Source organism: Kribbella sp. NPDC048915, from assembly GCF_040649595.1.
Taxonomy (GTDB): domain Bacteria; phylum Actinomycetota; class Actinomycetes; order Propionibacteriales; family Kribbellaceae; genus Kribbella.
The window spans coordinates 62,356-89,042 of record NZ_JBEZFT010000005.1 but is presented as its reverse complement, the minus strand read 5'-3'; the positions used below and the strand labels follow the sequence as shown (position 1 = coordinate 89,042).

The 26,687-nt window shown below is 70.0% G+C and carries 26 protein-coding genes and 1 pseudogene; 6 read left to right on the top strand and 21 right to left on the bottom strand.

The annotated features are described in order from the left end of the window. The first annotated feature begins 16 nt into the window (after positions 1 to 16). Positions 17 to 442, top strand: a complete 426-nt coding sequence (locus AB0B82_RS04650; protein WP_360162469.1) for a DUF805 domain-containing protein — start codon at positions 17 to 19, stop codon at positions 440 to 442. Between the two features lie 55 nt (positions 443 to 497). Here the strand turns inward: AB0B82_RS04650 and AB0B82_RS04645 are convergent, their stop codons facing one another. Both AB0B82_RS04645 and AB0B82_RS04640 read right to left on the bottom strand, forming a co-directional pair. Next, the gene (locus AB0B82_RS04645) at positions 498 to 1,904 is read right to left on the bottom strand and encodes a metallopeptidase TldD-related protein (protein ID WP_360162467.1); all 1,407 of its coding nucleotides are present in this window, start codon (positions 1,902 to 1,904) and stop codon (positions 498 to 500) included. Further along, a complete protein-coding gene (locus AB0B82_RS04640) occupies positions 1,901 to 3,412 on the bottom strand; it encodes a TldD/PmbA family protein (RefSeq protein WP_360162465.1) in 1,512 nt (503 codons plus the stop codon). The genes AB0B82_RS04645 and AB0B82_RS04640 overlap by 4 nt, the downstream gene beginning before the upstream one ends. A gap of 89 nt (positions 3,413 to 3,501) precedes the next feature. On the opposite strand from AB0B82_RS04640, the gene AB0B82_RS04635 reads away from it, so the two are divergent. Genes AB0B82_RS04635 through AB0B82_RS04625 form a run of 3 tightly spaced genes read left to right on the top strand, consistent with a single transcriptional unit; the run spans position 3,502 to position 5,357 of the window. Continuing rightward, complete coding sequence (locus AB0B82_RS04635) at positions 3,502 to 4,047, top strand: sigma-70 family RNA polymerase sigma factor (RefSeq protein WP_360162640.1); 546 nt, start codon at positions 3,502 to 3,504, stop codon at positions 4,045 to 4,047. Then, positions 4,044 to 4,700, top strand: a complete 657-nt coding sequence (locus AB0B82_RS04630; protein WP_360162463.1) for a hypothetical protein — start codon at positions 4,044 to 4,046, stop codon at positions 4,698 to 4,700. The genes AB0B82_RS04635 and AB0B82_RS04630 overlap by 4 nt, the downstream gene beginning before the upstream one ends. Before the next feature lie 45 nt (positions 4,701 to 4,745). Further along, positions 4,746 to 5,357 carry a hypothetical protein gene (locus AB0B82_RS04625; protein ID WP_360162461.1) on the top strand — a complete coding sequence of 204 codons (612 nt, stop codon included), beginning with the start codon at positions 4,746 to 4,748 and terminating at the stop codon, positions 5,355 to 5,357. Between the two features lie 142 nt (positions 5,358 to 5,499). On the opposite strand, the pseudogene AB0B82_RS04620 reads toward AB0B82_RS04625, so the two are convergent. From AB0B82_RS04620 to AB0B82_RS04590, 7 genes and pseudogenes are all read right to left on the bottom strand, one after another. Next, positions 5,500 to 6,118, bottom strand: a pseudogene (locus AB0B82_RS04620) (transposase); the annotation flags it as partial. Positions 6,119 to 6,182: 64 nt separating this feature from the next. Beyond that, the gene (locus tag AB0B82_RS04615) at positions 6,183 to 7,601 is read right to left on the bottom strand and encodes a hypothetical protein (protein ID WP_360162459.1); all 1,419 of its coding nucleotides are present in this window, start codon (positions 7,599 to 7,601) and stop codon (positions 6,183 to 6,185) included. A 14-nt stretch (positions 7,602 to 7,615) separates the two neighbouring features. Then, positions 7,616 to 8,263 carry a DUF222 domain-containing protein gene (locus AB0B82_RS04610; protein WP_360162457.1) on the bottom strand — a complete coding sequence of 216 codons (648 nt, stop codon included), beginning with the start codon at positions 8,261 to 8,263 and terminating at the stop codon, positions 7,616 to 7,618. A gap of 552 nt (positions 8,264 to 8,815) precedes the next feature. After that, on the bottom strand, positions 8,816 to 9,301 hold the full coding sequence (locus AB0B82_RS04605; RefSeq protein ID WP_360162455.1) for a DnaJ domain-containing protein: 486 nt from the start codon (positions 9,299 to 9,301) through the stop codon (positions 8,816 to 8,818). Beyond that, on the bottom strand, positions 9,298 to 10,038 hold the full coding sequence (locus tag AB0B82_RS04600) for a hypothetical protein (protein WP_360162453.1): 741 nt from the start codon (positions 10,036 to 10,038) through the stop codon (positions 9,298 to 9,300). Before AB0B82_RS04600 ends, AB0B82_RS04605 begins: the two co-directional genes overlap by 4 nt. 68 nt (positions 10,039 to 10,106) lie before the next feature. Then, on the bottom strand, positions 10,107 to 10,940 hold the full coding sequence (locus AB0B82_RS04595) for a uracil-DNA glycosylase (RefSeq protein ID WP_360162451.1): 834 nt from the start codon (positions 10,938 to 10,940) through the stop codon (positions 10,107 to 10,109). Positions 10,941 to 10,963: 23 nt separating this feature from the next. Further along, positions 10,964 to 12,385: an MFS transporter gene (locus AB0B82_RS04590; protein WP_360162449.1), complete on the bottom strand. Its 1,422-nt coding sequence runs from the start codon at positions 12,383 to 12,385 to the stop codon at positions 10,964 to 10,966. Positions 12,386 to 12,515: 130 nt separating this feature from the next. On the opposite strand from AB0B82_RS04590, the gene AB0B82_RS04585 reads away from it, so the two are divergent. Continuing rightward, positions 12,516 to 13,091 carry a helix-turn-helix domain-containing protein gene (locus AB0B82_RS04585; protein ID WP_360162447.1) on the top strand — a complete coding sequence of 192 codons (576 nt, stop codon included), beginning with the start codon at positions 12,516 to 12,518 and terminating at the stop codon, positions 13,089 to 13,091. 5 nt (positions 13,092 to 13,096) lie between these two features. Here AB0B82_RS04585 and AB0B82_RS04580 read toward each other — a convergent pair whose 3' ends face one another. From AB0B82_RS04580 to AB0B82_RS04530, 11 genes are all read right to left on the bottom strand, one after another. After that, positions 13,097 to 14,005: a Ppx/GppA phosphatase family protein gene (locus AB0B82_RS04580; protein WP_360162638.1), complete on the bottom strand. Its 909-nt coding sequence runs from the start codon at positions 14,003 to 14,005 to the stop codon at positions 13,097 to 13,099. 19 nt (positions 14,006 to 14,024) lie between these two features. Then, entirely contained in the window at positions 14,025 to 14,507 is a 483-nt protein-coding gene (locus AB0B82_RS04575) for a DUF501 domain-containing protein (RefSeq protein ID WP_360162445.1), read from the bottom strand. Continuing rightward, a complete protein-coding gene (locus AB0B82_RS04570; protein ID WP_360162443.1) occupies positions 14,504 to 15,106 on the bottom strand; it encodes a septum formation initiator family protein in 603 nt (200 codons plus the stop codon). Before AB0B82_RS04570 ends, AB0B82_RS04575 begins: the two co-directional genes overlap by 4 nt. A 21-nt stretch (positions 15,107 to 15,127) precedes the next feature. Continuing rightward, positions 15,128 to 16,408 carry a phosphopyruvate hydratase gene (gene eno, locus AB0B82_RS04565; protein WP_360162441.1) on the bottom strand — a complete coding sequence of 427 codons (1,281 nt, stop codon included), beginning with the start codon at positions 16,406 to 16,408 and terminating at the stop codon, positions 15,128 to 15,130. 124 nt (positions 16,409 to 16,532) lie between these two features. After that, the gene (locus AB0B82_RS04560; protein WP_360162439.1) at positions 16,533 to 17,366 is read right to left on the bottom strand and encodes a phosphotransferase; all 834 of its coding nucleotides are present in this window, start codon (positions 17,364 to 17,366) and stop codon (positions 16,533 to 16,535) included. A gap of 79 nt (positions 17,367 to 17,445) precedes the next feature. Then, positions 17,446 to 18,414: a MazG family protein gene (locus AB0B82_RS04555; protein WP_360162437.1), complete on the bottom strand. Its 969-nt coding sequence runs from the start codon at positions 18,412 to 18,414 to the stop codon at positions 17,446 to 17,448. Between the two features lie 9 nt (positions 18,415 to 18,423). Then, positions 18,424 to 19,032 carry a hypothetical protein gene (locus tag AB0B82_RS04550; protein ID WP_360162435.1) on the bottom strand — a complete coding sequence of 203 codons (609 nt, stop codon included), beginning with the start codon at positions 19,030 to 19,032 and terminating at the stop codon, positions 18,424 to 18,426. Between the two features lie 37 nt (positions 19,033 to 19,069). Beyond that, on the bottom strand, positions 19,070 to 22,699 hold the full coding sequence (gene mfd / locus AB0B82_RS04545) for a transcription-repair coupling factor (RefSeq protein ID WP_360162433.1): 3,630 nt from the start codon (positions 22,697 to 22,699) through the stop codon (positions 19,070 to 19,072). Then, positions 22,696 to 23,271 (bottom strand): aminoacyl-tRNA hydrolase, encoded by a 576-nt coding sequence (gene pth, locus AB0B82_RS04540; protein ID WP_360162431.1) that lies wholly within the window; start codon positions 23,269 to 23,271, stop codon positions 22,696 to 22,698. The genes mfd and pth overlap by 4 nt, the downstream gene beginning before the upstream one ends. Positions 23,272 to 23,310: 39 nt before the next feature. Continuing rightward, on the bottom strand, positions 23,311 to 23,952 hold the full coding sequence (locus AB0B82_RS04535; RefSeq protein ID WP_360162429.1) for a 50S ribosomal protein L25/general stress protein Ctc: 642 nt from the start codon (positions 23,950 to 23,952) through the stop codon (positions 23,311 to 23,313). A gap of 288 nt (positions 23,953 to 24,240) precedes the next feature. Next, the gene (locus AB0B82_RS04530; RefSeq protein WP_360162427.1) at positions 24,241 to 25,002 is read right to left on the bottom strand and encodes an NAD(P)-binding domain-containing protein; all 762 of its coding nucleotides are present in this window, start codon (positions 25,000 to 25,002) and stop codon (positions 24,241 to 24,243) included. Between the two features lie 133 nt (positions 25,003 to 25,135). On the opposite strand from AB0B82_RS04530, the gene AB0B82_RS04525 reads away from it, so the two are divergent. Beyond that, positions 25,136 to 25,615, top strand: coding sequence for a hypothetical protein (locus AB0B82_RS04525; protein ID WP_360162425.1), 480 nt, complete (start codon positions 25,136 to 25,138; stop codon positions 25,613 to 25,615). 68 nt (positions 25,616 to 25,683) lie between these two features. Here the strand turns inward: AB0B82_RS04525 and AB0B82_RS04520 are convergent, their stop codons facing one another. Further along, entirely contained in the window at positions 25,684 to 26,664 is a 981-nt protein-coding gene (locus AB0B82_RS04520; RefSeq protein ID WP_360162423.1) for a ribose-phosphate diphosphokinase, read from the bottom strand. Between the last annotated feature and the right edge of the window lie 23 nt (positions 26,665 to 26,687).

The following is a 26,687-nucleotide window of genomic DNA, read 5'->3' as shown; positions in this document are numbered from 1 at the left end:
CCATCGGAGCTACGCAATGCAGTGGTACATCGACGTTCTCAAGAAGTACACGGTGTTCAGCGGGCGGGCCCGGCGCAAAGAGTACTGGATGTTCGTACTCTTCAGCGCCATCATCTCGATCATCCTGTCCATCCTGGACCGGGTGCTCGGGCTGAACTACGGCCCGAACGATTCGTCCGGCTGGCTGCAGACGATCTACGGCCTCGCAGTACTGCTGCCCTCGATCGCGGTGGCGATCCGGCGGATGCACGACACCGACCGTTCCGGCTGGTGGATCCTGATCAACCTGATCCCCTGCATCGGGTTCATCTGGTTCATCGTTCTGGCAGCCCAGGAGGGCACCGCCGGCCAGAACCAGTACGGTCCGGACCCGAAGGCGGCCGAGCGGTTCGGCGGCCCGGGCACGGCGGGTCCGGCGGAGCCGGGTTACCCGACCGTCTGAGATCGAGCGACCGGACGCCCCGCGATGTGCGGGGCGTCCGGCGTCCTTCCCGGCGTCAGCTCGCCTGGCTGACGCTCGACATGTTGAAGTCCGGCACCAGCAGCGGCGGTGTGGCGGTGCGGGACAGGTAGTCGCCCCACTCGCGGGAGAACGACGGTACGGTCGCGCCGGCCGCGGTGAAGCGGGCCAGCAGGTCGACGGGGCTCTCGTTGAAGCGGAAGTTGTTGACCGCGCCGGTGACCTCGCCGTTCTCGACGAGGTAGACGCCGTCCCGGGTGAGGCCGGTGAGCAGCAGCGTCTGCGGGTCGACCATCCGGATGTACCACAGGCAGGTCAGCAACAGACCGTTGTCGAGCCCGGCGACCAGGTCGTCGGTCGAGCCGGTCGCGCCGTCGACCGAGATCACGTAGTTCTCGATGCCCGGCGTCGGGGCCTCGGCTCCGATCAGCTCCGCTGTGTGGCGGCTGGTCATCAGGTTCTGCAGGGTGCCGCCGCGGATCCAGTCCGTCGGTGCGAGCGCGAGGCCGTTGTCGAACACGCTCGACGACCCGCCGGAGGAGCGTGCCACGGCGAACGCGAACGTCTCCAGCCCGGGCAGCGCGGGGTCGGAGTGCAGGCTGACTGGCTGGGACGACAGTGTCTCACCGACGCGGGTGCCGCCGCCGGGCTTGGAAAACACCGTCCGGCCTTCGAACGCGTCGCGGCCGTCGAGCTGCCAGAACAGGTACGTCATCACGTCCGCGACCGCGGCCGGCGGCAGGATCGTCGGGTGCCGGCCGGCGTCGACCGCGACGGACCTGGTCGCCCAGCCGAGCCGGCGGGTGAGCTCGGCGTCGAGCGCGTGCGCGTCGACATCGGTGAAGTCGCGCGTCGCCGTACCGACCCAGGCCGAGTGGCTCAGGTCGGTGTTCTTGCCGGTCGACGACACGTACCCGCGGGGCAGCGCCTGTCGTAGCCGCAGCCCGGTCGACGAGCCCAGGTACAGCGTGACCACCTCATGGTTCGCGAAGCCGTACAGGTTGCGGCCGTCCCCGGCGGCGCGCTGCAGCGTGTCACCGAGCGCCGGCGCGAACTTCTCGTACACGCCGACGGTGGTCTCCTCGGGCTCGAGGTCCCAGTCCGCTCCTGCCGTACCTTCGACCAGCGGGCGGGCGTCCTCGGCCGGTGCCGACGCGCGGGCGGTCGCGATCGCCGCTGTGACGATGTCGCGCAGCGACTCGTCGGTGACCGACGAACGGCCGACGACACCGGCTGCCGTACCTTCACCGGCACCGACCGTGGCGATCACCGTGACGCTCGAACCGCGCATCGCGCCGTTCGTGGTCAGGGTGTTGTTGGCCCAGCGCAGGTTCGTGCTCGAGGTCTCCGCCACCAGGACGACGCAGCCGTCGGCGCCTTCGGCCGCGGCCAGCGCCAGGCCGCGTTCGACGGTGTCCTGCGGGGTGAGTTGAATGCCCGTCACCGGCCGGCCTCCTGAGTGGTGTTGAGAATGCGGACGCCGCGGAAGAGTGCGGACGGGCAACCATGGCTGACGGCGCCGACCTGCCCGGGCTCGGCCTTGCCGCAGTTCAGCGCGCCGCCGAGAACGTACGTCTGCGGACCGCCGACGGCGTCCATCGAGCCCCAGAAGTCGGTCGTGGTGGCCTGGTACGCGACGTCGCGCAACTGGCCGTCGAGCTTGCCGTCGGTGATCTTGCAGAACCGTTGCCCGGTGAACTGGAAGTTGTAGCGCTGCATGTCGATGGACCAGGACTTGTCGCCGACGATGTAGATCCCGTTCTGTACCCGGGAGATGAGCTCCTCGGTGGAGGGGCCGTCCGGCGCGGGCTGCAGCGAGACGTTCGCCATCCGCTGGATCGGGATGTGGCCGGCCGAGTCGGCGTACGCGCACCCGTTGGAGCGCGACGTACCGAGCACGTCCTCGTTCTTCTTCGCCATCCGCCGGTCGACCTGGTAGCCGACCAGGATGCCGTCCTTGACCAGGTCCCACTGCTGACCGGCGACGCCCTCGTCGTCGTACCCGACCGTGGACAGGCCGTGCTCCGCGGTGCGGTCGCCGGTGACGTGCATGATCGGCGAGCCGTACTTCAGCGTGCCGAGCTGGTCGAGCGTGGCGAAGCTGGTGCCGGCGTAGTTCGCCTCGTAGCCGAGGGCACGGTCGAGTTCGGTCGCGTGCCCGATCGACTCGTGGATGGTGAGCCAGAGGTTCGACGGGTCGATGACCAGGTCGTAGGTGCCCGGCTCGACGCTCGGCGCGGCCATCTTCTCGGCCAGCCAGCCCGGGATGCGGGCGAGCTCGTCGTCCCAGTTCCAGCCGGTGCCGGTCAGGTACTCCCAACCGCGGCCGGCCGGCGGCGCGGTCGACGACATCGAGTCGAAGCGGTCCGCGGCGACGGCGTGCGCGGTGATCTCGGGGCCGATCCGGACCCGTTGCTGCGCGTACGACGTCCCGGCGCTGTTCGCGTAGTACTTGCACTCGTGGATCGCGTCCACGTGCACGCTGACGTGCGCGACCCCCTCGGCCTTCAGCAGGCGGTCGCTGTAGTCGGTCAGCAGCGTCACCTTCTCGGCGCGCGGCACGCTGAACGGGTCGATCTCGTACGACGAGACCCAGGTGACGCCGTCGTACACCGGCTCTTCGGCGAGCTCGATCGTCTCGGCGTTGATCGGCCGCGAGACCTGGGCCATGTGCACCGCCTGCTCGGCCAGCGACACCGCCTCGTCGGTGGTCAGCGCGACGCCGGCGGCGAAGCCCCAGGTGCCGTCGTGGATGACGCGCACCGCGAGGCCGAGGTCCTCGTCGTCGGTCGCACTCTCCAGCACGCTGTCGCGCAGCGAGATGGACTCGGACCGGATCCGCTCCAGGCGGAACTCGGCGAACGTGGCCCCGAGGTCCTGCGCTCGCTGCAGGGCGGCGGCCGCCAGCTCCTGCCGGGGCAGAGCGAGAAAGCTTGCGTCGATGTCTGGCACAACCCGACCCTATACACGGGAACCAGTCGATGATCGGCGGTGTAGTGCCAGTGTCCGGAACAAGACAGGATGCCTGAGGAGGGCTTGGCATCACCAGGGACGACGAGGCCGAGATCCTGGCTCGGGTACGCGGAGGGGAGCCGGCCGCGTACGGCGAGCTGGTGCAACGGCATGCGCCGATGGCGCAGCGTACGGCGATCTTCCTGGGCGCCGGTGCGGACGCCGACGATGTGGTGCAGGAGGCGTTCGTCAAGGCGTACCGGAGCCTCGGCAGCTTCCGTGAGGGTGCGGCGTTCCGCCCGTGGCTGCTGCGGATCGTGGCCAACGAGACGAAGAACGCGCTGCGGGCCCGCGGTCGGCGTGCACGCCGTGAGGAGCTGGCTGCGCCGTTGGACGTCGTACTGGATCCGGCTGACGCCGCAGTGTCATTGGAACGCCGTACCGAGCTGCTGGCCGCCGTACGCGCCCTGCCCGAGCAGATGCGGCTGGTGGTGACGTGTAGGTACCTGCTGGACCTGGACGAGCACGAGACGGCAGTAGTACTCGGCTGGCCACGCGGCACGGTGAAGTCACGGCTGCACCGCGCCCTCGGCCGCCTCCGTGAGGCGCTACCTGACAAGGAGGTGCAGCGATGAGCCTTGAAGACGAACTGCGGTCCGCCGGGCGTTCAGTCGTCGTACCTCCCGTGGACGACGGCCTCACCGCCGCAGTGCTTACGCGCGTGGCCGACGTACCGGTGCGGAAGCGGCTGCGGGACAGGTGGCGGGCGTTCCTGGCCGGGTTCCTCGTACTGCTCGCGGGAGCTGCGCTGACGCCGCCGGTGCGTGCGACCGTGGCGGAGTGGCTGCGGATCGGGGGCGTCCAGGCGCAGCCGGTGGGCAGCGGACCTACTACTGCACCGCCGCCTCCCACAGCGACCGGTCACCTGTCTCTGGAAGCCGCTGCGCGGGTCGCCGGCTTCACGCCGAAGCTGCCGCAGGCCCTGGGTGCGCCCTCGGGTGTCGAAGCGTCTGCAGGCTTCCTCGCGGCCAGCTGGGGGAGTGTGCGGCTGGAGCAGTTCCAGTCCGGGCTGGAGCTGCGTTACATCAAGCAGTACTGGGAGGAGCTCGAGTTTATGCCGGAGCTGGACGGCTTCTGGTTCAGTACGCCGCACGAGCTGGTGCTGGTCGACAGCCGCGTCATACGGGTTGCAGGCCCCACGCTGGTCTGGGTGCGCGACGGCATCACGTACCGCCTCGAAGGCGTCGGCAAGGCGCGGGCGATCGAGCTGGCGACGGGAACCTCTTGAGCGGCTGTGGTGTACCAGCAGTGAACCGTTCGAAGGAGAGCTGCCATGGTCCGCCGCATCGTCGTGTTCGTCGTCCTCCTGTTCACCGTGGGTGCGTTGGGCGCGATGCCTGCCCGGGCCGGTGGTCCGACCAGCGTTCTGCTCAGCGCGCCACCGTCGGTCATCGCCTTCGGTTACGAGGACAAGGGGTACGGCGAACTCCAGGAGCTGATCCAGACCGACACCGGCACCGCAACCGGGGGCGATCACGCCAGCGGCCGGTTCGTCCGCGCCGCCTGGCTGGTCCACGACCAGAGGGTCTGGCGGCTCGACACCATTTACCCCGACGCTCCCGGCGGTCCATGGATCGCCACCGAGGAGTACCTGGGTCGCGACGGGGCTGCCGGGACCACGTGGCACCGGCCGTCCGACCCGCAGCGGCTGGTCCAGTTGCTCGGTTCGCTGAAGCTGCTCAATGGCGAAGGCGGACCTGTCAGCGGCTCCAACGAACCGGCGCCGACACAAGAACCCGCCGCATCGACCGCGCCGGCCCAGGTAGCCACCTCGACGAGCGTGTTCACCGGCTGGCGCTGGATCATCCCCGGGGCCCTGCTCGGAGCAGCAGCCGTACTCGCCCTGCGCCTGTTCCCCAAGCGCCGCTGGGAGCTGATCGGCTAGCCGCGTTAGGCCGAGCCGTTGGTGACAGGTCCACGTGTCTCATCGCGACGCGCGTACGACGTTGCGCGGTGGCCGCGGGGTTTCGCGCCGGGTCGGGAGTTCGGTGGGCGCCTCCCTCCTCGGCTGGTTGGATGGTCGTGTCGAGCAGCGCCATGGAGGCTTCGGACAGGTAGCGGCGTCCGGAGACCTGCCATTCGTCGTGGGTCTCGACCAGCACGGAGCCGGCCGGCCGCGTGGGCGGGTCGGACTGGCCGAAGATCGTGCGGATCGCGGCCGCGACCATCTCCGCGTGGCCCTTGGGACCTGGGCGAGCAGGTTGCGCAGGAAGTGGACGGATGAGCGCTGCCAGGCCGCACCCAGCAGGACGGCCTCGATCGCCGCCTTGAGGCCGGCGTGAGCGTCGGAGATGACCAGCCGGACCTCGTGCAGGCCACGGGTCTTCAGGCTGCGCAGGAACGCGGGTCGAGAACGCGGCGTCGGAGTCGCGGACGTCGAGCCCGAGCTCCGCCCAGCGCCCGTCCCGCCGCCACGCTGGTGGCCACCGCCACAGCCTGGGACACGACCCGGTGCTCAACACGGGCCTTGCAGTACGTCGCGTCCAAGAACACATAGCGGAACGGCTGGTCGGCGAACGACCTATCCCGGAATGCGATGACCTCGATGACGAGTTCGGCGCAGATCCTGGACACCTCCGACTTCGAGATCCCGATGTCGGCGCCCAGGGCTTTGACCAGGTCGTCGACCGTCCTCGTGGACGTGCCTGATCGCCCGGCGACGACCTTGGTTGGTTGGTCGGTCGTCCGGGCGATGTGGTGGGCACTGCTCCTAGGGACCGCGGGTTCGGTTGCGGGGGAGTTGGTGTGTGCCGGTGTGGTCGACGATGAACCGGAAGCCGTGGGGGCTGGTCCAGGCGACGGCGCCGGTGGGCAGGCGTCGGTTGTGCCAGCCGCCGAAGGTTTTGGCGCGGTGGTGGAGTCGGCCTTGGGGGATCAGGTTGTCGACACTCGTCTGGCCGGGCTGATCACCTGGTGGTGGTTCTGGATCGGCGCCGTGGTCGCGGGCGCGGGTGTGGTCGTAGGGGGTGATGTGGTCTTGGTCCATGCGTACGGTGGCTTCCGCGCCGCTGAACGGGAACATGTCCACCGGATGCCGCAGGCGGACGCGTTCGCGGATGCGGTCGGGGATCTCGTAGCTGTGGACGCTGACTTGGTCGTGCAGGTCGATGACTGGTTTGACCACGAAGTGGTCGTGGCCGAGCAGTTCGGTCAGCTGGGTGGCGAGTTGGGGTCCGAGTTCCTCGACCCGCAGCACGCCGGTGCCGGTGGCCAGGGTGAGGTCGGTCAGGTGCACGTAGACGGTGTGCCGGGCGCGTCCGCGGCCTGTGGAGCCGGCGCCGAGGCCGGTGCGGTGCGCGTCGTGTTTGATCGCGGCCAGCCGGGCCGTCAGGGTGGCGGCCAGGCCGCGGCGGGTGAACGTGTCCTCGTCCACCGGTGCACCCGCATCAACGGCCCCGCCCGCGCCGACGGGGCCGACGGGGCCGACTTCCCCGTCCGCGTTCGTGTCCTGGTCGGCGTCCCAATCGATGCCCCAGTCGGTGTCGCGGGCGGTGTCGCGGTCACCGGCGTGGCTGGGCTTTTGGGGTGGTGCGGGCTGGGTTGTGGCGAAGGTGTCGTCGAGTGGGGGTTGTCCGGGTGTGTCGGTGGGCGTGGGTTCCCAGCCGTGGGAGTCCATCAGGTACGCCTCTTCGAGGCGGGCGTGCTCCTCATCGAACGGCTCGGCGACGGCGCCCGTGCCGGCCACGCCGCCCGCGCCGGACGCACTGCCCGTGCCCGCCACTTCGCCCGTACTCGAGGCGCCGCCCGTCCTGGACGCGCTGGACGCGCTGCGTGCACCGAACGCGCTGGACGCGCCGCGCGCACCGAACGCGCTGGGCGACGTGGCTGCCGCGCCCGGGTCAGCTCCCGGGGTAGCTCCCGTGTCGGCTCCAGTGTCGGTCCCCGGGGAGGCTGCGGTGTCGTTGCCTGCGGCAGCGCGGGCGGCATCTGAGGGAGTGCTGGTGCCTGGGTGGATGTGGGCGTTGTTCGCGGCGGGACCCGTCGCGGCGGCCGGGATGTGCTCCGCAGCGTCCGCGTCCGGCGCACCGCCCGCGTCGGGTGTAGCTTGCGCGTCCGGCAGGTCCGGCGTACCCGTCACATTTGGGGAAGCCGTGCCCGGCGTACCCGCCGCATCCCGCGCAGGCGTCATGTCCGGCGAACCCGTCACCTTCGGCGTACGGGTCGAGCCCGGGCCACCCGTCGGGCTGCCGTGTCCGACGCGTCCGCCTTGTCTGGGGTGGCTTGGGTGGTGGCCAGGTGACGGGCGACTTCGATCAACTGGTGGGCGGCGGCGGGGTCGGCGATCCAGTCGATCGCTTTCGCGCGGCGCTGGTTCAGTGAGTCGGTGTCACCCAAAGCCTTCAACGCCCGGGCGAGGTCGTCGATGGTGGCGTCGAACCGGATCACCGCGCCGGCGGCGGCGCGCACCCAGATCCGCTTCGTGCCGGCCTCGTCGGACTGCGACACATACACTCCGCGTGCTTTCGCGGCGGCTTCGGCGTCGGCCTGAGCCCGAGCGGGGTCGGCTTGTGCGATCGCGGCAGCGACGAGTTTCTTCAACGCACCCGGCGTGATCGTGTTGATGCGGCCCGCGACACGCCGGTCCACGATCTCGGCCGCCTCCAGCGACAAACCCAGACAGGCATGGGCGATCTTACGGGCCCGCCACACGACCGCGTCCCCACCCAGCACCGCCGCCCACACCCGCGGCAACCGATGCCGCAACGCCAACGCCTCACCGAGCAGATAGGACGCGGCAACACTCGACATCCCCAGCACCGCACCCAGCTCGACCACCGCGAACTCCGCCACCCCAGGACACCCCTCACCCCCATACACCCGCAACCGCTCGCGACCCGGCAGCGGCAACTCACCGGCCTCCTGCCAATCGAGAACCGCGTTCCGGTCGGCGAAAGCCAACGCCGCGCGCAGGATGCCGACCTCGGCCTGTTCACGGATCTGGGCGTACTCGGCCGCCGCGGACAGCAGGTCCGCGTGTCGAGCTCATCCAGACCACAGTCGAACATGTGTTCTAGTGTAGGTCACGAGACGATCACACACAACTCAGCTCCAGGCCCAACAGTCCTTATTTACAAGAGGGTTCGCGGTCCGAAAGCACGCCGATGCCGGCCCAGTCGCAACGCGGTTCGGCACGAGATCGCGGCCGGCGACCACGCTCGGGCGTGTGCACAACCCGATGCGGAGGTTCGTCGGGATACGGAAGCGCCGTGGCGTCATCGCGCCGACCTTCTCAGCCGGAATCCGCAGGCCAGTTCTGGTTGCAACAGGCAAATGTCGGTTGGCGCAGGTGAGTTTCGGGTTGCGCGGGCGCGGCCAGCACGATCCAACTTGGTCCCTGCGGAGTCAGTCGCCTCGGAAGATAGCCAACGCGGTACCGACGGTTATCCAGATGATGAGGGTGGCGTTGAGGAAGAGGGCGAGCCAGGCAAGGGATTTACCTCGTTGGGCGGTCCATCGGATTCGGCGCAGAGCGGTGACGGCCAGGAAGATCGACAGTGGGGCGCAGAAGGGGACCGTGAGGAGGGCGGCAACAGCCTGGCCGCTCAGGCCCGGTGGACCGGAGTTCGGCTGGGCGGCGGAAGACTCAGGCCGCGTCGGCGGTGTGAGAAGGCGGGCGTACTCGGTTCGGCGGGCGGGGTCGGACAGGATGGCGTAGGCGCGGTTCAGCTTGGCTTGCCGGGCTGGGTCTCCGCCCACGTCGGTGTGGTGGTCGCGGGACAGGCGGCGGTAGTTGCGCTTGATTTCGATCACGTCGGCGTCGCGGGAGACGTCGAGCAACTTCCAGGGGTCGGCGCCGTCGAGGTCCCGGAAGTCGCGGCGCGCGTTCATCGGGCGATGTCCGCCTGGTAGCAGATCAGACGCCACGCGGCCTGGTGTGGGGCGGCGCCGGGGGCGAGGCTGCGGTGGCCGGACGCGAACGTGACGGTGCGGTCGCCGGCGAGATAGCACCAGAAGTCGAAGTCGTCTTCGCTGCCGTAGTAGTAATAGCGGTAGTGCTGCACGGCCTGCGACCCAAGGAACGGCGTCTGCAGGCGCTGCTGCGCTTCCAGCGGAAGGTTGCCGAGGACACCGCGCATGTTCTCACTGACCTCCAACTGCGGCGCGGCGGTCGGCGTGGACGACTTCCGGGAGACGAGCGAACGCAGGCCACCACGCGGCCTTGTGGCCTGCTGATGTACGGCGGCGTGCTTGATGCTCGACGGTACGAACGGATCGACGTGCACGCTCTGCGTCCGCTGCCCCTGGGTGTTGACGCGCGGGGTGGTGACAGCGAGACCGTTCGGGCCGAGGACGACGGCGTACGGGCGGTTCTGGTCGCGTTCGTGCCGGTCGGCCCACCATTCGATCGCGGGTCCTACCTTGCGTTCGAGGTGCGCCTTGACGCCGTCGCTGAGCTCCGCCCACCAGTGGAAGCGGTCCGGGCTCTCGACGAACCCGAGCGGACCGGCCTGCAGCGCACCGGGCATCCTCGGCGCGGCGGCCGGTGCACGCTCCACACCACCGCCGGCGGGCCGTTGCGCGGCCGATTGTCCCCGAGACTGCTCGGGCAGATTCTCACGCGCCATACGCGCAACACGGTCGGCCGGCATGCATAGTCGAGAGCTTCCAACACCGCACGCACCCCGGTCAACTGCTATCGGAGACCGGCCAGGTTCTTCGCGCGGAGCAGGACGCTGTCGAGCATTTCCTCGGTCAGCTTGCCGGTGAAGGTGTTCTGCTGGCTGGGGTGGAAGCAGCCCAGGACCTGCACCGGCCCGCCGGGCGTGGCGATCCCGTACTCCACCGCATGACCGAATTTCGGCCGCGGCCGCGGTACATCGGCCCCCAGGGCAACGAGTGCCGCGAGCAATGCGTCGTACGCGAACTTCCCCAAACACACGATCGACCGCACCGAAGGCAGCGTCAGCTCCAGCTCACGCCGGTACCACGGCGCGCAGGTGTCGCGTTCGACCGGCGTCGGCTTGTTGGCGGGCGGGGCGCAGCGGACGGCGGCGATCATGCGCGTGCCGATCAGCTGCAACCCGTCGCCCGCGTGCTCGCTCGTGGGCCGGTTCGCGAGCCCGACGCGATGCAGACTCGCGAACAGCCAGTCACCGGAACGGTCGCCGGTGAACACGCGCCCGGTGCGGTTCCCGCCGTTCGCGGCCGGGGCGAGGCCGACGATCAGGATCCGCGGCTCCGCGACGCCCCAGCCCGGGATCGGCCGGCCCCAGTACGGCTGATCGGCGAACGACTTCCGCTTGCCGACGGCAACTTCTTCGCGCCATTCGACCAGCCGCGGGCACGCCCGGCACACCGACACCCGCGCCTCGAGTTCGGCCAGGTCGTCGGTCGCCGCGAACCGCACGACCTCGGCCGCATCCTGCGCGGCCGGAGTCCGCCGTACGGCGGGATCCTCCGGCCAGCCGGACCCGGGCGGCACCGGGCTGTCGAACAGCTCCCCCGTCAACGGATGCGGCAACTTCATCCGTCCACCCTAGAGCCCGTGACTCAAGCAGCCAGTTCCTCGACAGGCTCCGGCACCGGAGCCGCCGCATGCCGCGCCCTGGGGATGGCCAGCGCGAGGACGACGGCCACCGCCCCGAACGCCGCCATCAGCAGGAACGCATCGGTGAACCCGGCCTCGGCCGGCAACCCGGACGGCTGCAGATGACCGGTGATGATCGAGCTCGCGAGCGCCGTACCGATCGAGCCGCCGATCGTGCGGATGTTGGCGTTCATGCCGGTCGCGGCACCGGTCTGCTCGCGCGGGACGTTCTGCACGATCAGACTGGTCATCGCCGCGTACGCCAATCCGAGTCCGAGGCCGAACAGTGCGGTCGACACCGCCACCTGCCACTGCGTGTCGTGCAGCTCGGCGAACATCAACGCCCCGGCGAGGCCGAGCGCCGATCCGGACACGACCTGCGCCTTCGCGCTGAACCGCGCGGCGAGCCGGCCGCTCAGCGAACCCATCACGGCCATCGTCACCAGCATCGGCAGCATCAGCAGTCCGGCCTGCGTAACGCTCGCACCGAAGCCGAACCCGGCGGCCCGCGGGACCTGCAGGAACTGCGGCACGAACGCGTACATCGCGAACATCGACGCTCCGAACAGCAGCGCCACGAAGTTCGTCGTCCAGACCGCCGGCAGCCGCATCACCCGCATGTCGATCAGCGGATTGCGGGACCGCAGTTCGACCGCGATCCAGCCGGCGAACAGTACGGCGGCCAGCGCGAAGAGCACCGTCGTACGCGCCGAGGCCCAGCCCCACGTCCGGCCGGTGCTCAGCGGGAGCAGGAGCGCGATCAGCCAGCCGGACAGCAGCGTGGCGGCCAGCCAGTCGATCCGGCCGGGTACGCGGTTCGGCGACTCCGGGACGTACCGCCGTACCAGCAGGACCGAGAGCAGAACGACCGCCATCGGGATCCAGAACAGCCAGCGCCAGCCCAGCCACTCCACGATCGGACCGGCCAGGACGATCCCCAGTCCGCCGCCGGCCGCGATGATCGCGGACACCACACCGACCACGGACGGCACCCGCTCGGGCGGGAACTCGTCACGAAGAATGCCGAACGACATCGGGAAGACAGCACCGCCGACACCCTGCAGGACGCGAGCGGCGATCAGTACGCCGACGTTCGGAGCGAGCGCGGCGAGCAAGCAGCCGATCGCGAGGGCGATCAGGGCCAGCAGCAACGTTCGTTCCTTGCCGGCCATGTCGCCGATCCGGCCGAGCAGCGGGGTCGCGACCGACACCGACAGCAGGAGCGCGGTGAACACCCAGGTGACGGTGGCCGGGGTGGTGTGCAGGTCGTGCTGGATGACGGGCAGCGCCGGGCTCACCAGCGACTGCAACATCGAGAACGACGCGACGACCATGGCCAGCACCGCCAGGGTCACGCGCGGGTTTCCAGACCTGATGACAGGCATGCAGAAGTCCTTCACAAGGATTGAGAGCGCGCCGAGACAGGGCGCGAGAATTCCCCGGCCTGGTAAAGTCGAGGTATGCCTCCACTATATCGGAGGGATGCCTCCGGTACCAACTGGTTAAGGTGAACGAATGGCGAGCGAGCAGAACAGGCCGGTGTTGCAGGTCGACGTCCGGCGGCCGCAGCGGGCGGACGCGCGGCGCAACTTCGACGCCCTGCTGGTCGCCGCGCGGGAGGCGTTCGCGAGCAAGGGCGTGAACGCGTCGCTGGAGGACATCGCCCGCCAGGCCGGCGTCGGCATCGGCACCCTCTACCGGAACTTCCCGACCCGGCAGGACCTGCTGCACGCGGTGTACTTCGGCGAGATCGAGGAGCTGTGCATCGCCGCCGAGGACGTCGCCGACCTGCCGCCGTGGGAGGCCCTCACCACTTGGCTGCAGCGCTTCGTCGAGTACGCCGCGACCAAGCGCGCGATCTGGGAGTCACTGAACCGGGAGACCGACGACTTCAAGGCCGCCCGGACGGCGATGTACGACGCCGGCCACCCGCTGTTCGAGCGCGCGCAGGAGGCGGGCGAGGCGCGCAAGGACGTCTCGTTCGACGACCTGCTCCGAATGGTCAGCGGACTGACCGGGGCCGGCTACGTCGACGAGGCCCAGCGTGACCGCGTCCTCGCCATCGCCCTCGACGGCGTCCGCAACCGCTAGGGAACTCAGCCCAGGCTGAGGGCGACGCCGTCCAGGATGTCGTGCTCTGACACGAGCACACTGTCGACGGACAAACGGTCGACGAGGCGTTGGAGAATCAGCGCGCCCGCGCCGATGACGTCGACACGGCCCGGGTGGATCGAGTGCACGGCGGCCCGTGCGGCGCGGGTCGACGTGGTCAGCCAGGTCGTGGTGTCGCGGAGCTGATCGGCCGTCAGGCGGGCGCGGTGGACGGCGTCGCGGTCGTACTCCGGGAGGTTGAGAGCCACCGCAGCCACCGTGGTCGCCGTACCGGCCACTGCGACCACAGCGCGGGCCTCGTCGAGCGGGACCCTGGTTTTGTCGAGCAGTACGTCGATGTCGCGGGTGATCGCGGCGAGCTCGACCGCTGAGGTCGGGTCGGTCGTGACGTGGCGCTCGGTGAGGCGCACGGAGCCGATGTCGAGGGATTCGGCGGCAATGACACCGCCCGCGTCGCCGAGGACGAGTTCCGTGGAGCCGCCGCCGATGTCGGTGACCAGGTACGGCGCCGGCAGGTCGAGTGAGGTGGTGGCGCCGCGGAAACTCAGCTCGGCCTCCTCCTCGCCCGAGATGATCTCCGGGCGGATGCCGACCCGCTCCTCGATGCCGTTCCGGAACACCTCACGATTGCTGACGTCGCGCGCGGCCGAGGTCGCGACGAACCGCATCCGCCCGACACCGGCGGCCCTGATCACCGCGGCGAAGTCGGAAGCGGCCGCGAACACCCGCTCGAGCGCCTCGGGAGCGAACGCGCCGGACGCGTCCACGCCCTGACCGAGGCGGACGATCGTCATCCGCCGATCGACCTCGACCAGCCGCCCGTCCACCAGATCGGCGATCAGCAACCGGATCGAGTTCGTCCCACAGTCGACCGCCGCGACCCGGCCGGCCATCACAGCCGGCACAGCCGGCTCAGACACACGGACCCCGGCGGCCCCAGTCCTCCAGGGCTTCCAGCGCCTCGTCGCCCAGCGGATTCACGCCCGGTCCGGCGGCCAGCGAATGACCGACCAGGACATGCAGGCACTTGACGCGGGTCGGCATCCCGCCCGCGCTGATACCGGCGATCTCCGCGACGTGTTCGATCGACTCGCGATGCGCGAGGTACGCCTCGTGCGCGGCCCGGTAGCGCGCCGCCAGGTCCTCGTCCTCGGCCAGCCGCTCGGTCATTTCCTTCATCATCCCGGACGACTCGAGCGTGCCGATCGCGGACGCGAGCCGTGGGCACGTCACGTAGTACGTCGTCGGGAACGGCGTACCGTCCGGCAGCCGCGGCTCGGTCTCGACCACGTCCGGCAGGCCGCAGCTACAGCGATGTGCGATCGAGCGGATGCCGCGGGCGGTCCGGCCGAGCTGCTTGCTGACTGCTTCCTGGTCATCGGAGCTGACGCTCACCTGGTCACCTCAGGCGTCGGTGAAAGGATCGGCTGCGGAGTCGGCTTCGGAGTGGCCGGGGCCGGTGGTGCCGGCGGTTTGCCCGCGCCTTCGACACTCCCCCACAGCTTCGTGTACCAGGTCGGCTGCTGCGCGTCCGTCGTACCGTCCGAGGGCGCCGCCGGCTCCGGCGGGGCGCCGACCGGCTTCCCGTCCGCGCCGATCACGCGATACCCGACCTCGCCCGGCATCACCCAGCCGAGCCGCTGCCGCGCCTGCGCCTTCACGTACGCGTCGTCGTTCCAGCGGGCAATCTCGTCGTTCAGCTCCGCGACCCGCTTCTCCCGGTCACGGATCTCCTGCTGCAGCGCGCTGATCTGCTGGTGCTGGTCGAACCAGACCCGCAGGCTCTGCGCGTAGGACACGATCAGCGCGCCGAGCACCAGCAGCACGACGGCCGCGCGGCCGGTCAGGTTGCGGGATCCCCGGGTCCGGGGCGGCGGCGGGACGGCCGCCGTCCGGCGTTTCGGCTGGTCGCCCCGCCGGGCCGGTGGACGCGACTGGGTCCGGCTCGACGGACGCGAGCCGGGGCGTGCACCGGATTCCCGACGGGACGGCATTCAGCGAACCTCCGCAGCAGATCAGCCCTGGAACCGCGGGAAGGCCGAGCGACCGGCGTACGTCGCCGCGTCGTCGAGCTCCTCCTCGATCCGGAGCAGCTGGTTGTACTTGGCGGTGCGGTCGGACCGGGCCGGGGCGCCGGACTTGATCTGGCCGCAGTTGGTGGCGACCGCGAGGTCCGCGATCGTGGTGTCCTCGGTCTCGCCGGAGCGGTGGCTCATCATGCAGGTGAAGCCGCTGCGGTGGGCCAGGTCGACGGCGTCCAGGGTCTCGGTCAGCGAGCCGATCTGGTTCACCTTGACCAGCAGGCTGTTCGCCGCCTGCTCGGTGATGCCGCGCTGCAGCCGCTCGACGTTGGTGACGAACAGGTCGTCGCCGACCAGCTGGATCTTGCTGCCGAGCTCACCGGTGATGGCCTTCCAGCCGTCCCAGTCCTCCTCGTTCAGCGGGTCCTCGATCGACACGATCGGGTACGACGCCACCAGGTCGGCGTAGTACGCGATCATCTCGTCGGCGGACTTCTTGCCGCCCTCGAACGCGTACACCCCGTCGGTGAAGAACTCGCTCGCCGCCACGTCCATGGCCAGCGCGATGTCCTTGCCGAGCTCCAGGCCGGCCTTCTCGACCGCGACCGCGATCAGGTCCAGGGCGGCCCGGTTGCTGTCCAGGTTCGGCGCGAAACCGCCCTCGTCGCCGAGGCCGGTGGACAGGCCGCGCTCCTTCAGCACCGCCTTCAGCGCGTGGTAGACACCCGCACCCTGCATCAGCGCCTCGCCGTACGTCGCGGCGCCGATCGGGGCGATCATGAACTCCTGGACGTCGACGTTGCTGTCCGCGTGCGCGCCGCCGTTGAGGATGTTCATCATCGGCACCGGCAGGACGTGCGCGTTCGGGCCGCCGACGTACCGGAACAGCGGCAGGCCGGCGCTGTCCGCCGCGGCCTTCGCCACCGCCAGGCTGACGCCGAGGATGGCGTTCGCGCCCAGCTTGGCCTTGTTCGGGGTGCCGTCCAGGTCCAGCAGGGCCCGGTCGATCAGGCGCTGCTCGTGGACGTCGTACCCGACGATCTCCTTGTCGATGTCCTCGAGGATCGCGGTGACGGCCTTCTGCACGCCCTTGCCGCCGAAGCGGTCCTTGTCCCCGTCGCGCAGCTCGACGGCCTCGAACTGGCCGGTGGACGCGCCCGAGGGAACGGCCGCGCGGGCGATGGTGTCGTCGTCGAGCAGAACCTCGACCTCGACAGTGGGGTTGCCGCGCGAGTCGAGGATCTCGCGCGCGCCGACGGCCTCGATGGTGGCCACATTGACTCCCAAGTTCTCGATGACGAATCGCTGCTGAGCCTAGCCCTCAGACCACCGGACCCAGTGGACCGCGTCGGTCCTAACGATCGCATCCGAAGGTACCTCGCACGTCAGTAACACTCCGTCAAGCGCCCGATAGACCTTCGAAGCGGCGGCGGGCGTCGGCCAGGCCCTTGTCGTTCTCCTCGGGGCCGGAGATGCCGGTGAGGACGTTGTTGGCGATGCGCCAGGCGAAATAGCCGGCCTGGACGGCCCAGCGGACGCGGAGGAACACGTCGAGGCCGCGCTCCACCTCACTTGCCAGGTCGGGACGCTGCCGCAGGTACGCCGGTACGACGTGGTCCGGGCCACCGGCGTACATCACGGTCGACGCCACGTCGTACAAGACCGGGCCCCGCATCGCACCACCCCAGTCGATGAGCGCGATCTGCCCGTCGGGCTGCCGTCGAAAGGCCTCCGCGGCCGCGTCCCCGTGCAACCACGCCCACGTCAGCGGACCGAGCGCGACCGCGTCCGCCACGGCCCCTTCCACCGCCGGCCGGATCCACGGCTCGAGATCAAGGTGCTGCTCGAACGGCATCAGGAACTGCAACCACTCCTCCGTCGCACCCGACGCCAGCGGCGCGGCCGCGTGCACCCGCCCCAGCACGTCCCCCATCACCGCCTGGTCCGCGGCACTGTCGCCCAGCTCCGCACCGTCGATGTACGAGAGCACGGCCACCTGGCGCTCCCCCACGACCTCGGCCAACCGCCCACGCTTACTCGACCACGGACGTCCGGTCGGTACGCCGGCCTCGTCGAGCCGAGCCGCCAGCCGCAACCCCGGCTCGAACGCGATGTCGTCGGCCGCAACCGACTTGAGCACCACCCGCCAGGTGTCCCCCACCGCCAGCCACGCCGCCGAGTTCATCCCACCCGTCAGCACCTCGAGCCGCGACGGCTTCAGATCCCAGTGCACAAAGTGGGGCCGGTTCGGCCGCGAGGCCTCTCGCGCCGCGGGTCGCCCGCTCGTTGTGGGCCGGATTTCCGCCCCTGCGTCAGGACTGTTCGGCGGTGCGGATCTCGGCCGACAACTGCTGGACGGCGACGCGGAGGGCCTGTTCGGCGTCGATTCCGGCGGCTCGGGCGTCGCGGACGACGTCCAGCAGCCGCCCGCCGATGTCGTCGGCCGCGTCCGCGGGCGTCTCGGCGGGCAGGACCTTGGCGGCGCGACCGAGGACCTTGTCGGCCAGGGCCAGCGCGGGCAGTGCGAGCGGGATGCCTTCGAGGACCGAGGAGCGCTGCTTCTCGGCGGCCTTGATGGTCTCCCAGTTGGCTTCGACCGCGGCCGCGTCGGCGGCGTCGACGGTGCCGAACACGTGCGGGTGGCGCCGGATCAGTTTTTCGACGATCCCGCCGGCCACGTCGTCGATCGTGAACCCGTCCTCGGCGTCCTCCGCGACACGGGAGTGAAACACGACCTGCAGCAGCAGATCACCGAGCTCCTCGCGCAGGTGGTCGCGGTCCCCGGTGTCGATCGCCTCGAGCGTCTCGTAGGTCTCCTCGAGCAGGTACTTCGCAAGGCTCTCGTGCGTCTGCTCCTGGTCCCACGGGCAGTTCCGCCGCAAGCGGTCCATCACCCGGACCAGATCGATCAGCCGCGCACCCGGTACGTCGTACGAGCCGTGCAGGATCTCCACGTCGTACGGCGCCTCGGGGGCGCGCGTCCGCTCGTCGGCGACCACGCGCAACAGCCCCGGCTCACCGTCGTCACCGGTCAGCCAGACCACTTGACGGCCGGCCTCCGCGGCGGCGGAGAGCCACGACCAGGCGGCCGCGACACCGCTCTCGACCTGCGTGACCACGAGCCCGGATCCGATCACGGCCTGGACGTCCGGACGGTCCGGCCCGCCGGCCGCGCCGATCTCGTCGGCGGCCTCCAGGACCTGCCAGGTCGCGCGGGTCAGCAGACCGGGCGCGACCCGGGGACTCGTGAGGACGACCTTGATCCCACCGGCGTCAGCCATGCGGCAGTGTCAGCCCTGACCCGGCTGGGCGTTCGCGTTGCGCTGCTCGGCGGTCTGCTTGGACTCCTTGGACAACGAGCCGGAGATCGAGGTGTTCAGCTGACCGTCGGTCCACCGGCCGTAGCGCGGCGACACCGAGACCTCGATGTCCTTCGACTCCTGCTTGACCACGGCGGAACCCTGCTGCAGTTGCTGCTGGACGTCCGCGGTGTCCAGCTTCCCGTTGCCGCCGGCGAGCTTGGCCTGGATCACCGCGCTGGTGGCGATCTGCTGCAAGAACTCGTTGCTGACCGGGTCGGCCTGCAGCTTCTGGGTGACCTGCTCGTTGAACATCAGCGGAACGGCCGCCGCGACCTCGGCGTCGGCGACCGTGATCGACTTCTCCTGCCGGACCTGCTCGGTGAGCACGTCGCTGACCATCTGGTTGACGATCGCCGGGACCGGGACCTGCTCGCCGACCGCGGCCGAGAACGCGCGCGCGGTCTCGTCGACCTGGCTGTTGCTGATCTCCTGCCCGCCGACCACGGCGGCCGCGCCCGGGTGGGTCCCCGCCGCGCATCCACCGGTCAGCAGCGCAACCGTCGCCACCACACCGAGCGCCCGAAGCCGTGTGCTCACCAGATCTCCTTGCCAGTTCTCGTCGTCGTCGGCGGTTTCACGCCGGCACCACAATAGGTTCGGCGATCACGTCGTCGATCAACCGGGTGCACCATTGCAGCAGCTCCTGGTCGCGGAGCGGCTGCCCGCCGACCGGCCGGGTGGCCGGTCGCGGTACCAGAATCGTATGCAGTTGGGGCTTCACCAGACTCTTCGGGTACAGCCTGTTCAGCCGCAGCACCTTCGAATCCGGCAGGTCGACCGGCCCGAACCGGATCGTGGTGCCCTGCAGGGTGACGTCGTGCAGCCCCGCCCGGCGGGCGTGGTTGCGGAACTTCGCCACCTCGATCAGGTTCAGCACCGGCTGCGGGATGTCGCCGTACCGGTCGTGCAACTCCTCGACCAGCTCGGCGATGCCCGCTTCGTCGCGGACTGCGGCCAGCCGCTGGTACATCTCCAGCCGGAGCCGCTGCGACGGGATGTAGTCGTGCGGCAGATGCGCGTCGATCGGCAGCTCGATCTTGACCTCGGGCTCCTCGGCCTGGGTGTCGCCGCGGTACTCCGCGACCGCCTCGCCGACCAGCCGGACGTACAGGTCGAAGCCGACGTCGGCGATGTGCCCGGACTGCTCGCCGCCGAGCAAGTTGCCGGCGCCGCGGATCTCCAGGTCCTTCATCGCGACCGCCATCCCGCCGCCGAGGTCGGCGTGCTGCGCGATCGTCGCCAGCCGGTCGTGCGCGGTCTCGGTCAGCGGCTTCTCCGGCGGGAAGAAGAAGTACGCGTACGCCCGCTCGCGGCCACGGCCGACCCGCCCGCGGAGCTGGTGCAGCTGGGACAGGCCGAGCAGGTCCGCGCGCTCGACGATCATCGTGTTCGCGTTCGAGATGTCGATCCCGGACTCCACGATCGTCGTACACACGATCACGTCCGAGCGCTTCTCCCAGAAGTCCTGGATGACCTGCTCGAGGGTGTGCTCGTTCATCTGGCCGTGCGCCACGCTGACCCGGGCCTCCGGGACCAGCTGGCGGATCCGGGCGGCCGCCTTCTCGATCGTGTTCACCCGGTTGTGGACGACGAAGACCTGACCCTCGCGGAGCAGCTCGCGCCGGATCGCGGCGGTCACCTGGCCTTCGTCGTACGCGCCGACGAAGGTCAGCACCGGGTGCCGTTCCTCGGGCGGGGTGGCGATTGTGGACATCTCGCGGATCCCGGTGATCGACATCTCCAGCGTCCGCGGGATCGGCGTTGCGGACATCGTCAGCACGTCGACCGCGGTCCGCAGCCGCTTCAGCTGCTCCTTGTGCTCGACGCCGAAGCGCTGCTCCTCGTCGACGATGACCAGGCCGAGGTCCTTGAACTGCACCTCGCCGGACAGCAGCCGGTGGGTGCCGATGACCACGTCGATCGAACCGTCGGCGAGGCCGTCCATGGTGGCCTTGGACTCCTTGTCGGTCTGGAACCGCGACAGCGGCGCCACGTTCACCGGGAACGCGGCGTACCGCTCGGCGAAGGTCGCGTAGTGCTGCTGCACGAGCAGCGTGGTCGGCACCAGTACGGCGACCTGCTTGCCGTCCTGCACCGCCTTGAACGCGGCCCGGACGGCGATCTCGGTCTTGCCGTACCCGACGTCGCCGCAGACGATCCGGTCCATCGGCGTGATCCGCTCCATGTCGTGCTTCACGTCGTCGATGGTGGCGAGCTGGTCGGGCGTCTCCACGAACGGGAACGCGTCCTCCAGCTCCCGCTGCCACGGCGTGTCCTTTGCGAACGCGTGGCCCTTGGTCGCCTGGCGGGCGGCGTACAGCTTGATCAGCTCGCCGGCGATCTGCCGAACCGCCTTGCGGGCGCGGCCCTTGCGCTTGGCCCAGTCGCCGCCACCCATCTTGTCCAGGGTCGGCTGCTCGCCGCCGACGTACCGGGTGACCTGGTCGAGCTGGTCGGTCGGCACGTACAACCGGTCGCCGGGCTGGCCGCGCTTGCTCGGCGCGAACTCGATCACGACATACTCGCGGGTGGCCTTCTGCGACCCGGAGCCGACGGTGCGCTGCATCATCTCGACGTACCGGCCGACGCCGTGCTGCTCGTGCACGACGAAGTCGCCGGGCTGCAGCTCGAGCGGGTCGATGGTCTTCTTGCGCCGCGACGGCATCCGTTGCTGCGAACGGCGTTCGGCCGCCGAGCGCTGACCGGCCAGGTCGTTCTCGGTGAGCACCGCGAGCTTGATGCCCTCGGCAATGAAGCCCTGCTCGAGCCGGCCCTGCGAGATCAGCACGACACCGGGCTCGGGGACCTCCTCGATCCCCTCGACCGCGCGGGCCGGCAGCTCGGCGTCGGAGAACACCTCGGCCAGCCGCTGCGCGGGGCCGTGGCCCTCGGTGACGCAGACGACCCGCCAGCCGTCGCGCAGCCAGCCGCGGATGTCCTCGGTCGCCGCACCGGTCTCACCGCGGTACGGGTCGACCTCGCGAGCGGCGAGCGTCCTGCTGACGACCGCACCGGCCTCGGTGTCGATGTCGAACGCGACCCGCTCGCCCATCGCGTCCCGCAGCTCGGGCGCGTCGGACGGCGCGGCCGCGAACGGCGACATGCTCCACCACGCCAGACCGCGGTTGAGCGCGTGCGACCGGACGTCACCGAGCGACATGTACGCCGCCGCGCCCAGGTCGATCGGGGCCTCACCGCCACCGGCGGCCGCCGCCCACGACGCCTCCAGGAACTCCTGGCTGGTCGCGACCAGGTCGTGCGCACGGGCGCGGACCCGCTCGGGGTCGCTGACCACGACATGGGTCCCGGCCGGCATCAGGTCGACCAGCAGCTCCATGTGGTCGACGAGCACCGGAGCCAGCGACTCCATGCCCTCGACCGCGTGCCCCTCGGCGAGCTTCTCGAACAGCTCGGCGAGCTCCGGGTGTTCCTTGGCGAGTACGGCGGCGCGCGAGCGGACCTCGTCGGTCAGCAGCAACTCACGGCACGGCGGCGCCCACAGCCCGTGCTCGGCGATCTCGAGCGAACGCTGGTCGGCGACCGCGAAGTACCGGATCTCCTCGACGTCGTCGCCGAAGAAGTCCACCCGCAGCGGGTGCTCCTCGGTCGGCGGGAACACGTCGATGATGCCGCCGCGGACCGCGAACTCACCGCGCCGCTCGACCAGGTCGACCCGGTGGTAAGCCGCGCCGGCGAGCCGCTCCACGACGTCCTCGAGCTCGACCGTGTCGCCGACGTGCAGCTGGACGGGCTTCAGGTCCGCGAGACCGGCCACCTGCGGCTGCAGGACCGACCGCACCGGCGCGACCAGGATCTTGATCGGACCGGTCGTCTCGTCGGACGGATCCGGGTGCACGAGCCGCCGCAGGACGGCGAGCCGGCGGCCGACCGTGTCCGAGCGCGGGCTGAGCCGCTCGTGCGGGAGCGTCTCCCACGCCGGGTAGTACGCGACCTCGGAGGGCTCGTCGACGAGGCACTGCAGCGCCTCGGTGAGCTCCTCGGCCTCACGGAACGTCGCGGTGACGGCCAGGACCGGCCGGTCCGCGCCTTTGCCGGCGGCGGCGAGCGCGGCCAGCAGGACCGGGCGCACCGGCGTCGGCGCGCTCACGTCGAGCGTCGTGACCTCGCCCGCGCGGGCGTCACGGACGGCCTCGGACACCACCGGATCGGTGATCAGGGTGTCGACCAGACCGCTGAGCTTCACGAGTTGTACTTCCCTTGGGTAGCTTCCAGGCCGTCCGTCAGCAGGCACTCGACCGCGTCGGCCGTCCGGTCCACGGCGAAGGGGAGATCCTTGCGTTCGGTCGAGGAGAACTCGTTCAGGACGAAGTCGGCGGGCGCCTGCCGGCCCGGTGGACGACCCACACCGAACCGCACTCGATAGTACTCACCGGTGCCAAGCGATTTCCGCAGCGATTTCAGCCCGTTGTGTCCGTTGTCCCCGCCGCCGAACTTGCAGCGCAGGACGCCGAAGTCGATGTCCAGCTCGTCGTGCACGACGATCAGGTTCGTCGGGGTGAGCTTGAAGAACTTCAGCAGCCCGGACACCGGCCCGCCGGACTCGTTCATGTACGAGCGGGGCTTGGCCAGGACCGCGCGCAGACCGTTGATCCGGGTCTCGATGAGCTCGGCCTTGACCTGCTTGCTCTGCTTCCACTTCGACCCGGCGCGGGCCGCCAGCTCGTCCGCGACCAGGTGCCCGATGTTGTGCCGGGTCCGGGCATACGAAGGGCCGGGATTCCCCAGTCCGACGACCAACCACACGTCGTCCGCCACGGATCCCGGCCCTCCCGAAGAATTCTGCTGCGGCTGAGATTACTCGGCCGCGGCGGCCACCGGCTCCTCGGCGGTCGGCTCGTCGCGCTCGATTCCCGCCTCGGCCTCGGCCTCGGCCAGCTCGCCCTCGACCTGCTCGGCGGTCGGCTGCGCGGTGACGTTGACGATCAGCGTCTCCGGGTCGATCGCCAGCGTCGAACCGGCCGGCAGCTGCAGGTCGGAGGCGTGGATCTGCGAGCCGATCTCCAGGCCCTCGATCGACACCGTGATGCTCTCCGGGATGTGCGTCGCCTCGGCCTCGACCAGCACGGTGGCGTGCTCGGTGACGACCAGCGCGTCGGAGACGGCCTCGCCCTCGAGGTGCACCGCGACCTCGACCTGGACCTTCTCGCCGCGCTTGACCATGACCAGGTCGACGTGCTCGATGAAGCCCTTCAGCGGGTCGCGCTGGACCTGCTTCGGCAGCGCCAGGTGCGACTCGCCGCCCTCGACCTCGATCAGCAGCAGGGCGTTGGCGGTCTTCAGGGCCAGCATGGTGTCGTGACCGGGCAACGTGATGTGCACGGGGTCACTGCCGTGGCCGTACAGGACAGCGGGGACCTTGTTGTCCCGGCGGATTCGGCGGGCAGCACCCTTGCCGAACTCAGTGCGCGCTTCGGCTTGGATCTTGACCTCGGCCACGAGATGACACTCCTCAAAAGCGTTGCGGTGATCTGTTGACTGGGTGGAACTCGGCTGCGGCCTCAGCGGGCGCCTGCTGACCCCGGAGAAGGCGTCAGGCAACGAACCACCGCGTCGATCACGGAGCCGCGCCCAACAGTTCTCGGGGGGCGTCCCTCGCCGAGGCAACCAAAACAGTCTACCCACGAGCCCGCCCAGACGGGAAATCCGTCCCGCCCGGGCACTTTGCTCCCGGTTCCGAGACCCTCCGGTCACCCGTTTCCAGCCGCGTCCGAGCCAGGGCCAGGGTCAGGTGAGCTTGCTCCAGACCTGCCGGAGGGCTCGGGCGGCGTCTCCCTCGAGGCCTGCGGCGTCGAGGGTCTCGGCGAGTTCGTCGAACTCCGGGCCCCAGCGCCAGGCGACGCTGCGGAGCTGGTCGGGGAGGTCCGGGTCCTGCAGCGAACCGCCGTCCGCCCGCGTCTGCTGAGCGACCAGCGCCTCGGTCACACCGTGCTCGGCCGCGAGCTGGAACGCCAGCACCGCGAGCGCGGCCTTGCCCTTGTTGTACAGGGCGAACGACGACTTCGCCGCGCTCGCCGCACCCGGCTCAGCACCGACCACCATCGGCGTCACCGCCGTACCTGCCCACAACTCGGCCGCCTGATCCGCCGCCGTGCCGGACAGCATCAGGTGCGTCGGGCTTTCGCCGCCGACCGGCGGCGGCCCGACCACACCGGCATCCACGAACGTCGCGTTCGGTACGGCGTCCTGCGCCGCGTGCAACGACTTCGGCGACAGCGGATTCGCCTCCACGTACAGGCCGGTGAAGCCTGCACGCCCGACACTTTCCGCGATCTCGACGGCGCCCTGGGGTGCGCACGAGCACAGAATGACCTCCGCCGTACGGACGGCGTCCGCGAACGGCAGTCCGATCAGACCGGCCTCGTCCGCCCGCGCTTTCGACGCCTCGCTGCGCCCCTGGGGTACCCAACTCACCTGGTGGCCGGCGGTGACCAACTGCGCCGCGAGCTTGGAGCCCATCGCTCCGGGATGAAAGACGGTGATCCGCATCCGGGTGTCCGATCGTCGATCCGGTCAGTTACCGCCCCAACCTATGTCAGTCACCATGCCCGGCGAACCGTTGCCAGCCGCCCCGGCCGGGTGCAGTTTGAAAGGGACAGTGGTTCTCAGGGGGAGGATTGCCATGAGTGAGAACACGATCGGGCGCAGACAGGCGCTCAGGGGTGCGGGAATCGCCGCGGGCGGTGTCGCGGTGGCCGGACTGGCGACGGCCACGCCGGCGGAGGCGGCCAGTGGCAACAGCGTGCTGGGCAGCTGGCTGTGCGTCCGGCAGGACAACGGGTCGAAGGACAGGATCCGCACGATCCTGAGCTTCGCCGCCGGCAACGTGCTGGTGATCCACGACATCAGCCCGGCCGGGCCGCCGTTCACCGGTTCGTGGTCGGTGAAGGGCAAATCGTTCCGGGCGACGGTGTGGTCCGGCTTCCCTGGTGAGCAGGGACCGGAGTCCGTCGGGCCGACGGTTCGCGTGCAGCTGTGGGGCTCGGTGTCGCACGGCAAGCTGACGGCGTCCTACCGGTTCACGGTGTTCGCGCCGAACAGCACGACCCAGGTCATCGAATCCGGCAGCGGAAAGGTGAGTGGACGGCGGCTCCCCGCCTGACGCCGTCCAGCCAACTGCCGCCGAGCCCTGGGGGCCGGCGGCAGTTCGGTGAGCTGGAGCGAGTCTTGTCAGGCGCGGCCGTCGAACAGGCTCGTCACCGAGCCGTCCTCGAAGACCTCGCGGATCGCGCGGCTGATCAGCGGAGCGATCGACAGCTCGGTGAGCTTGTCGAAGCGGCGCTCCTCGGCGATCGGCAGTGTGTTGGTGACGATCACCTCGGTCGCCTGGCAGTTCTTCAGCCGATCCACCGCGGGACCGGACAGAATCGCGTGGGTCGCCGCGATCACCACACCCGCCGCGCCCTCGGCGTACAGCGCGTCGGCGGCCTTGGTGATGGTGCCGGCGGTGTCGATCATGTCGTCGACCAGGATGCAGACCCGGCCGGCGACCTCACCGACGACCCGGTTCGCAACGGTCTCGTTCGGCCGGTCGATGTCGCGAGTCTTGTGGATGAACGCCAGCGGCGCACCACTCAGCCGCGCCGACCACTGCTCGGCCACCTTGATCCGGCCCGCGTCCGGCGACACCACGGCCAACTGCTGGTCGCCGTACTTCTCCGCAACGTACGAGCTCAGGATCGGCAGCGCCATCAAATGGTCCACCGGGCCGTCGAAGAAGCCCTGGATCTGCGAGGTGTGCAGGTCGACGCAGATCAGCCGGTTCGCGCCCGCGGTCTTGAACAGGTCGGCCATCAACCGGGCCGAGATCGGTTCGCGGCCGCGGTGCTTCTTGTCCTGCCGGGCGTAGCCGTAGAACGGCAGCACCACGGTGATCCGCTTCGCCGACGCCCGCTTCAACGCGTCGATCATGATCAACTGCTCCATGATCCACTCGTTGATCGGCGAGGTGTGGCTCTGGATCACGAACGCGTCGCTGCCCCGGACCGACTCCTCGAACCGGACGTAGATCTCGCCGTTGGCGAAGTCGTACGCCTGGGTCGGCACCAGGCCGGACCCGAGCTCCTCGGCCACCTCCTCGGCGAGACCGGGATGCGCCCGGCCGGAGAAAACCATCAGGTTCTTCTCGGTGGTTCGTTTCATCCCGCTCATCGCCCGCGCCTCCCGTTGTTCCG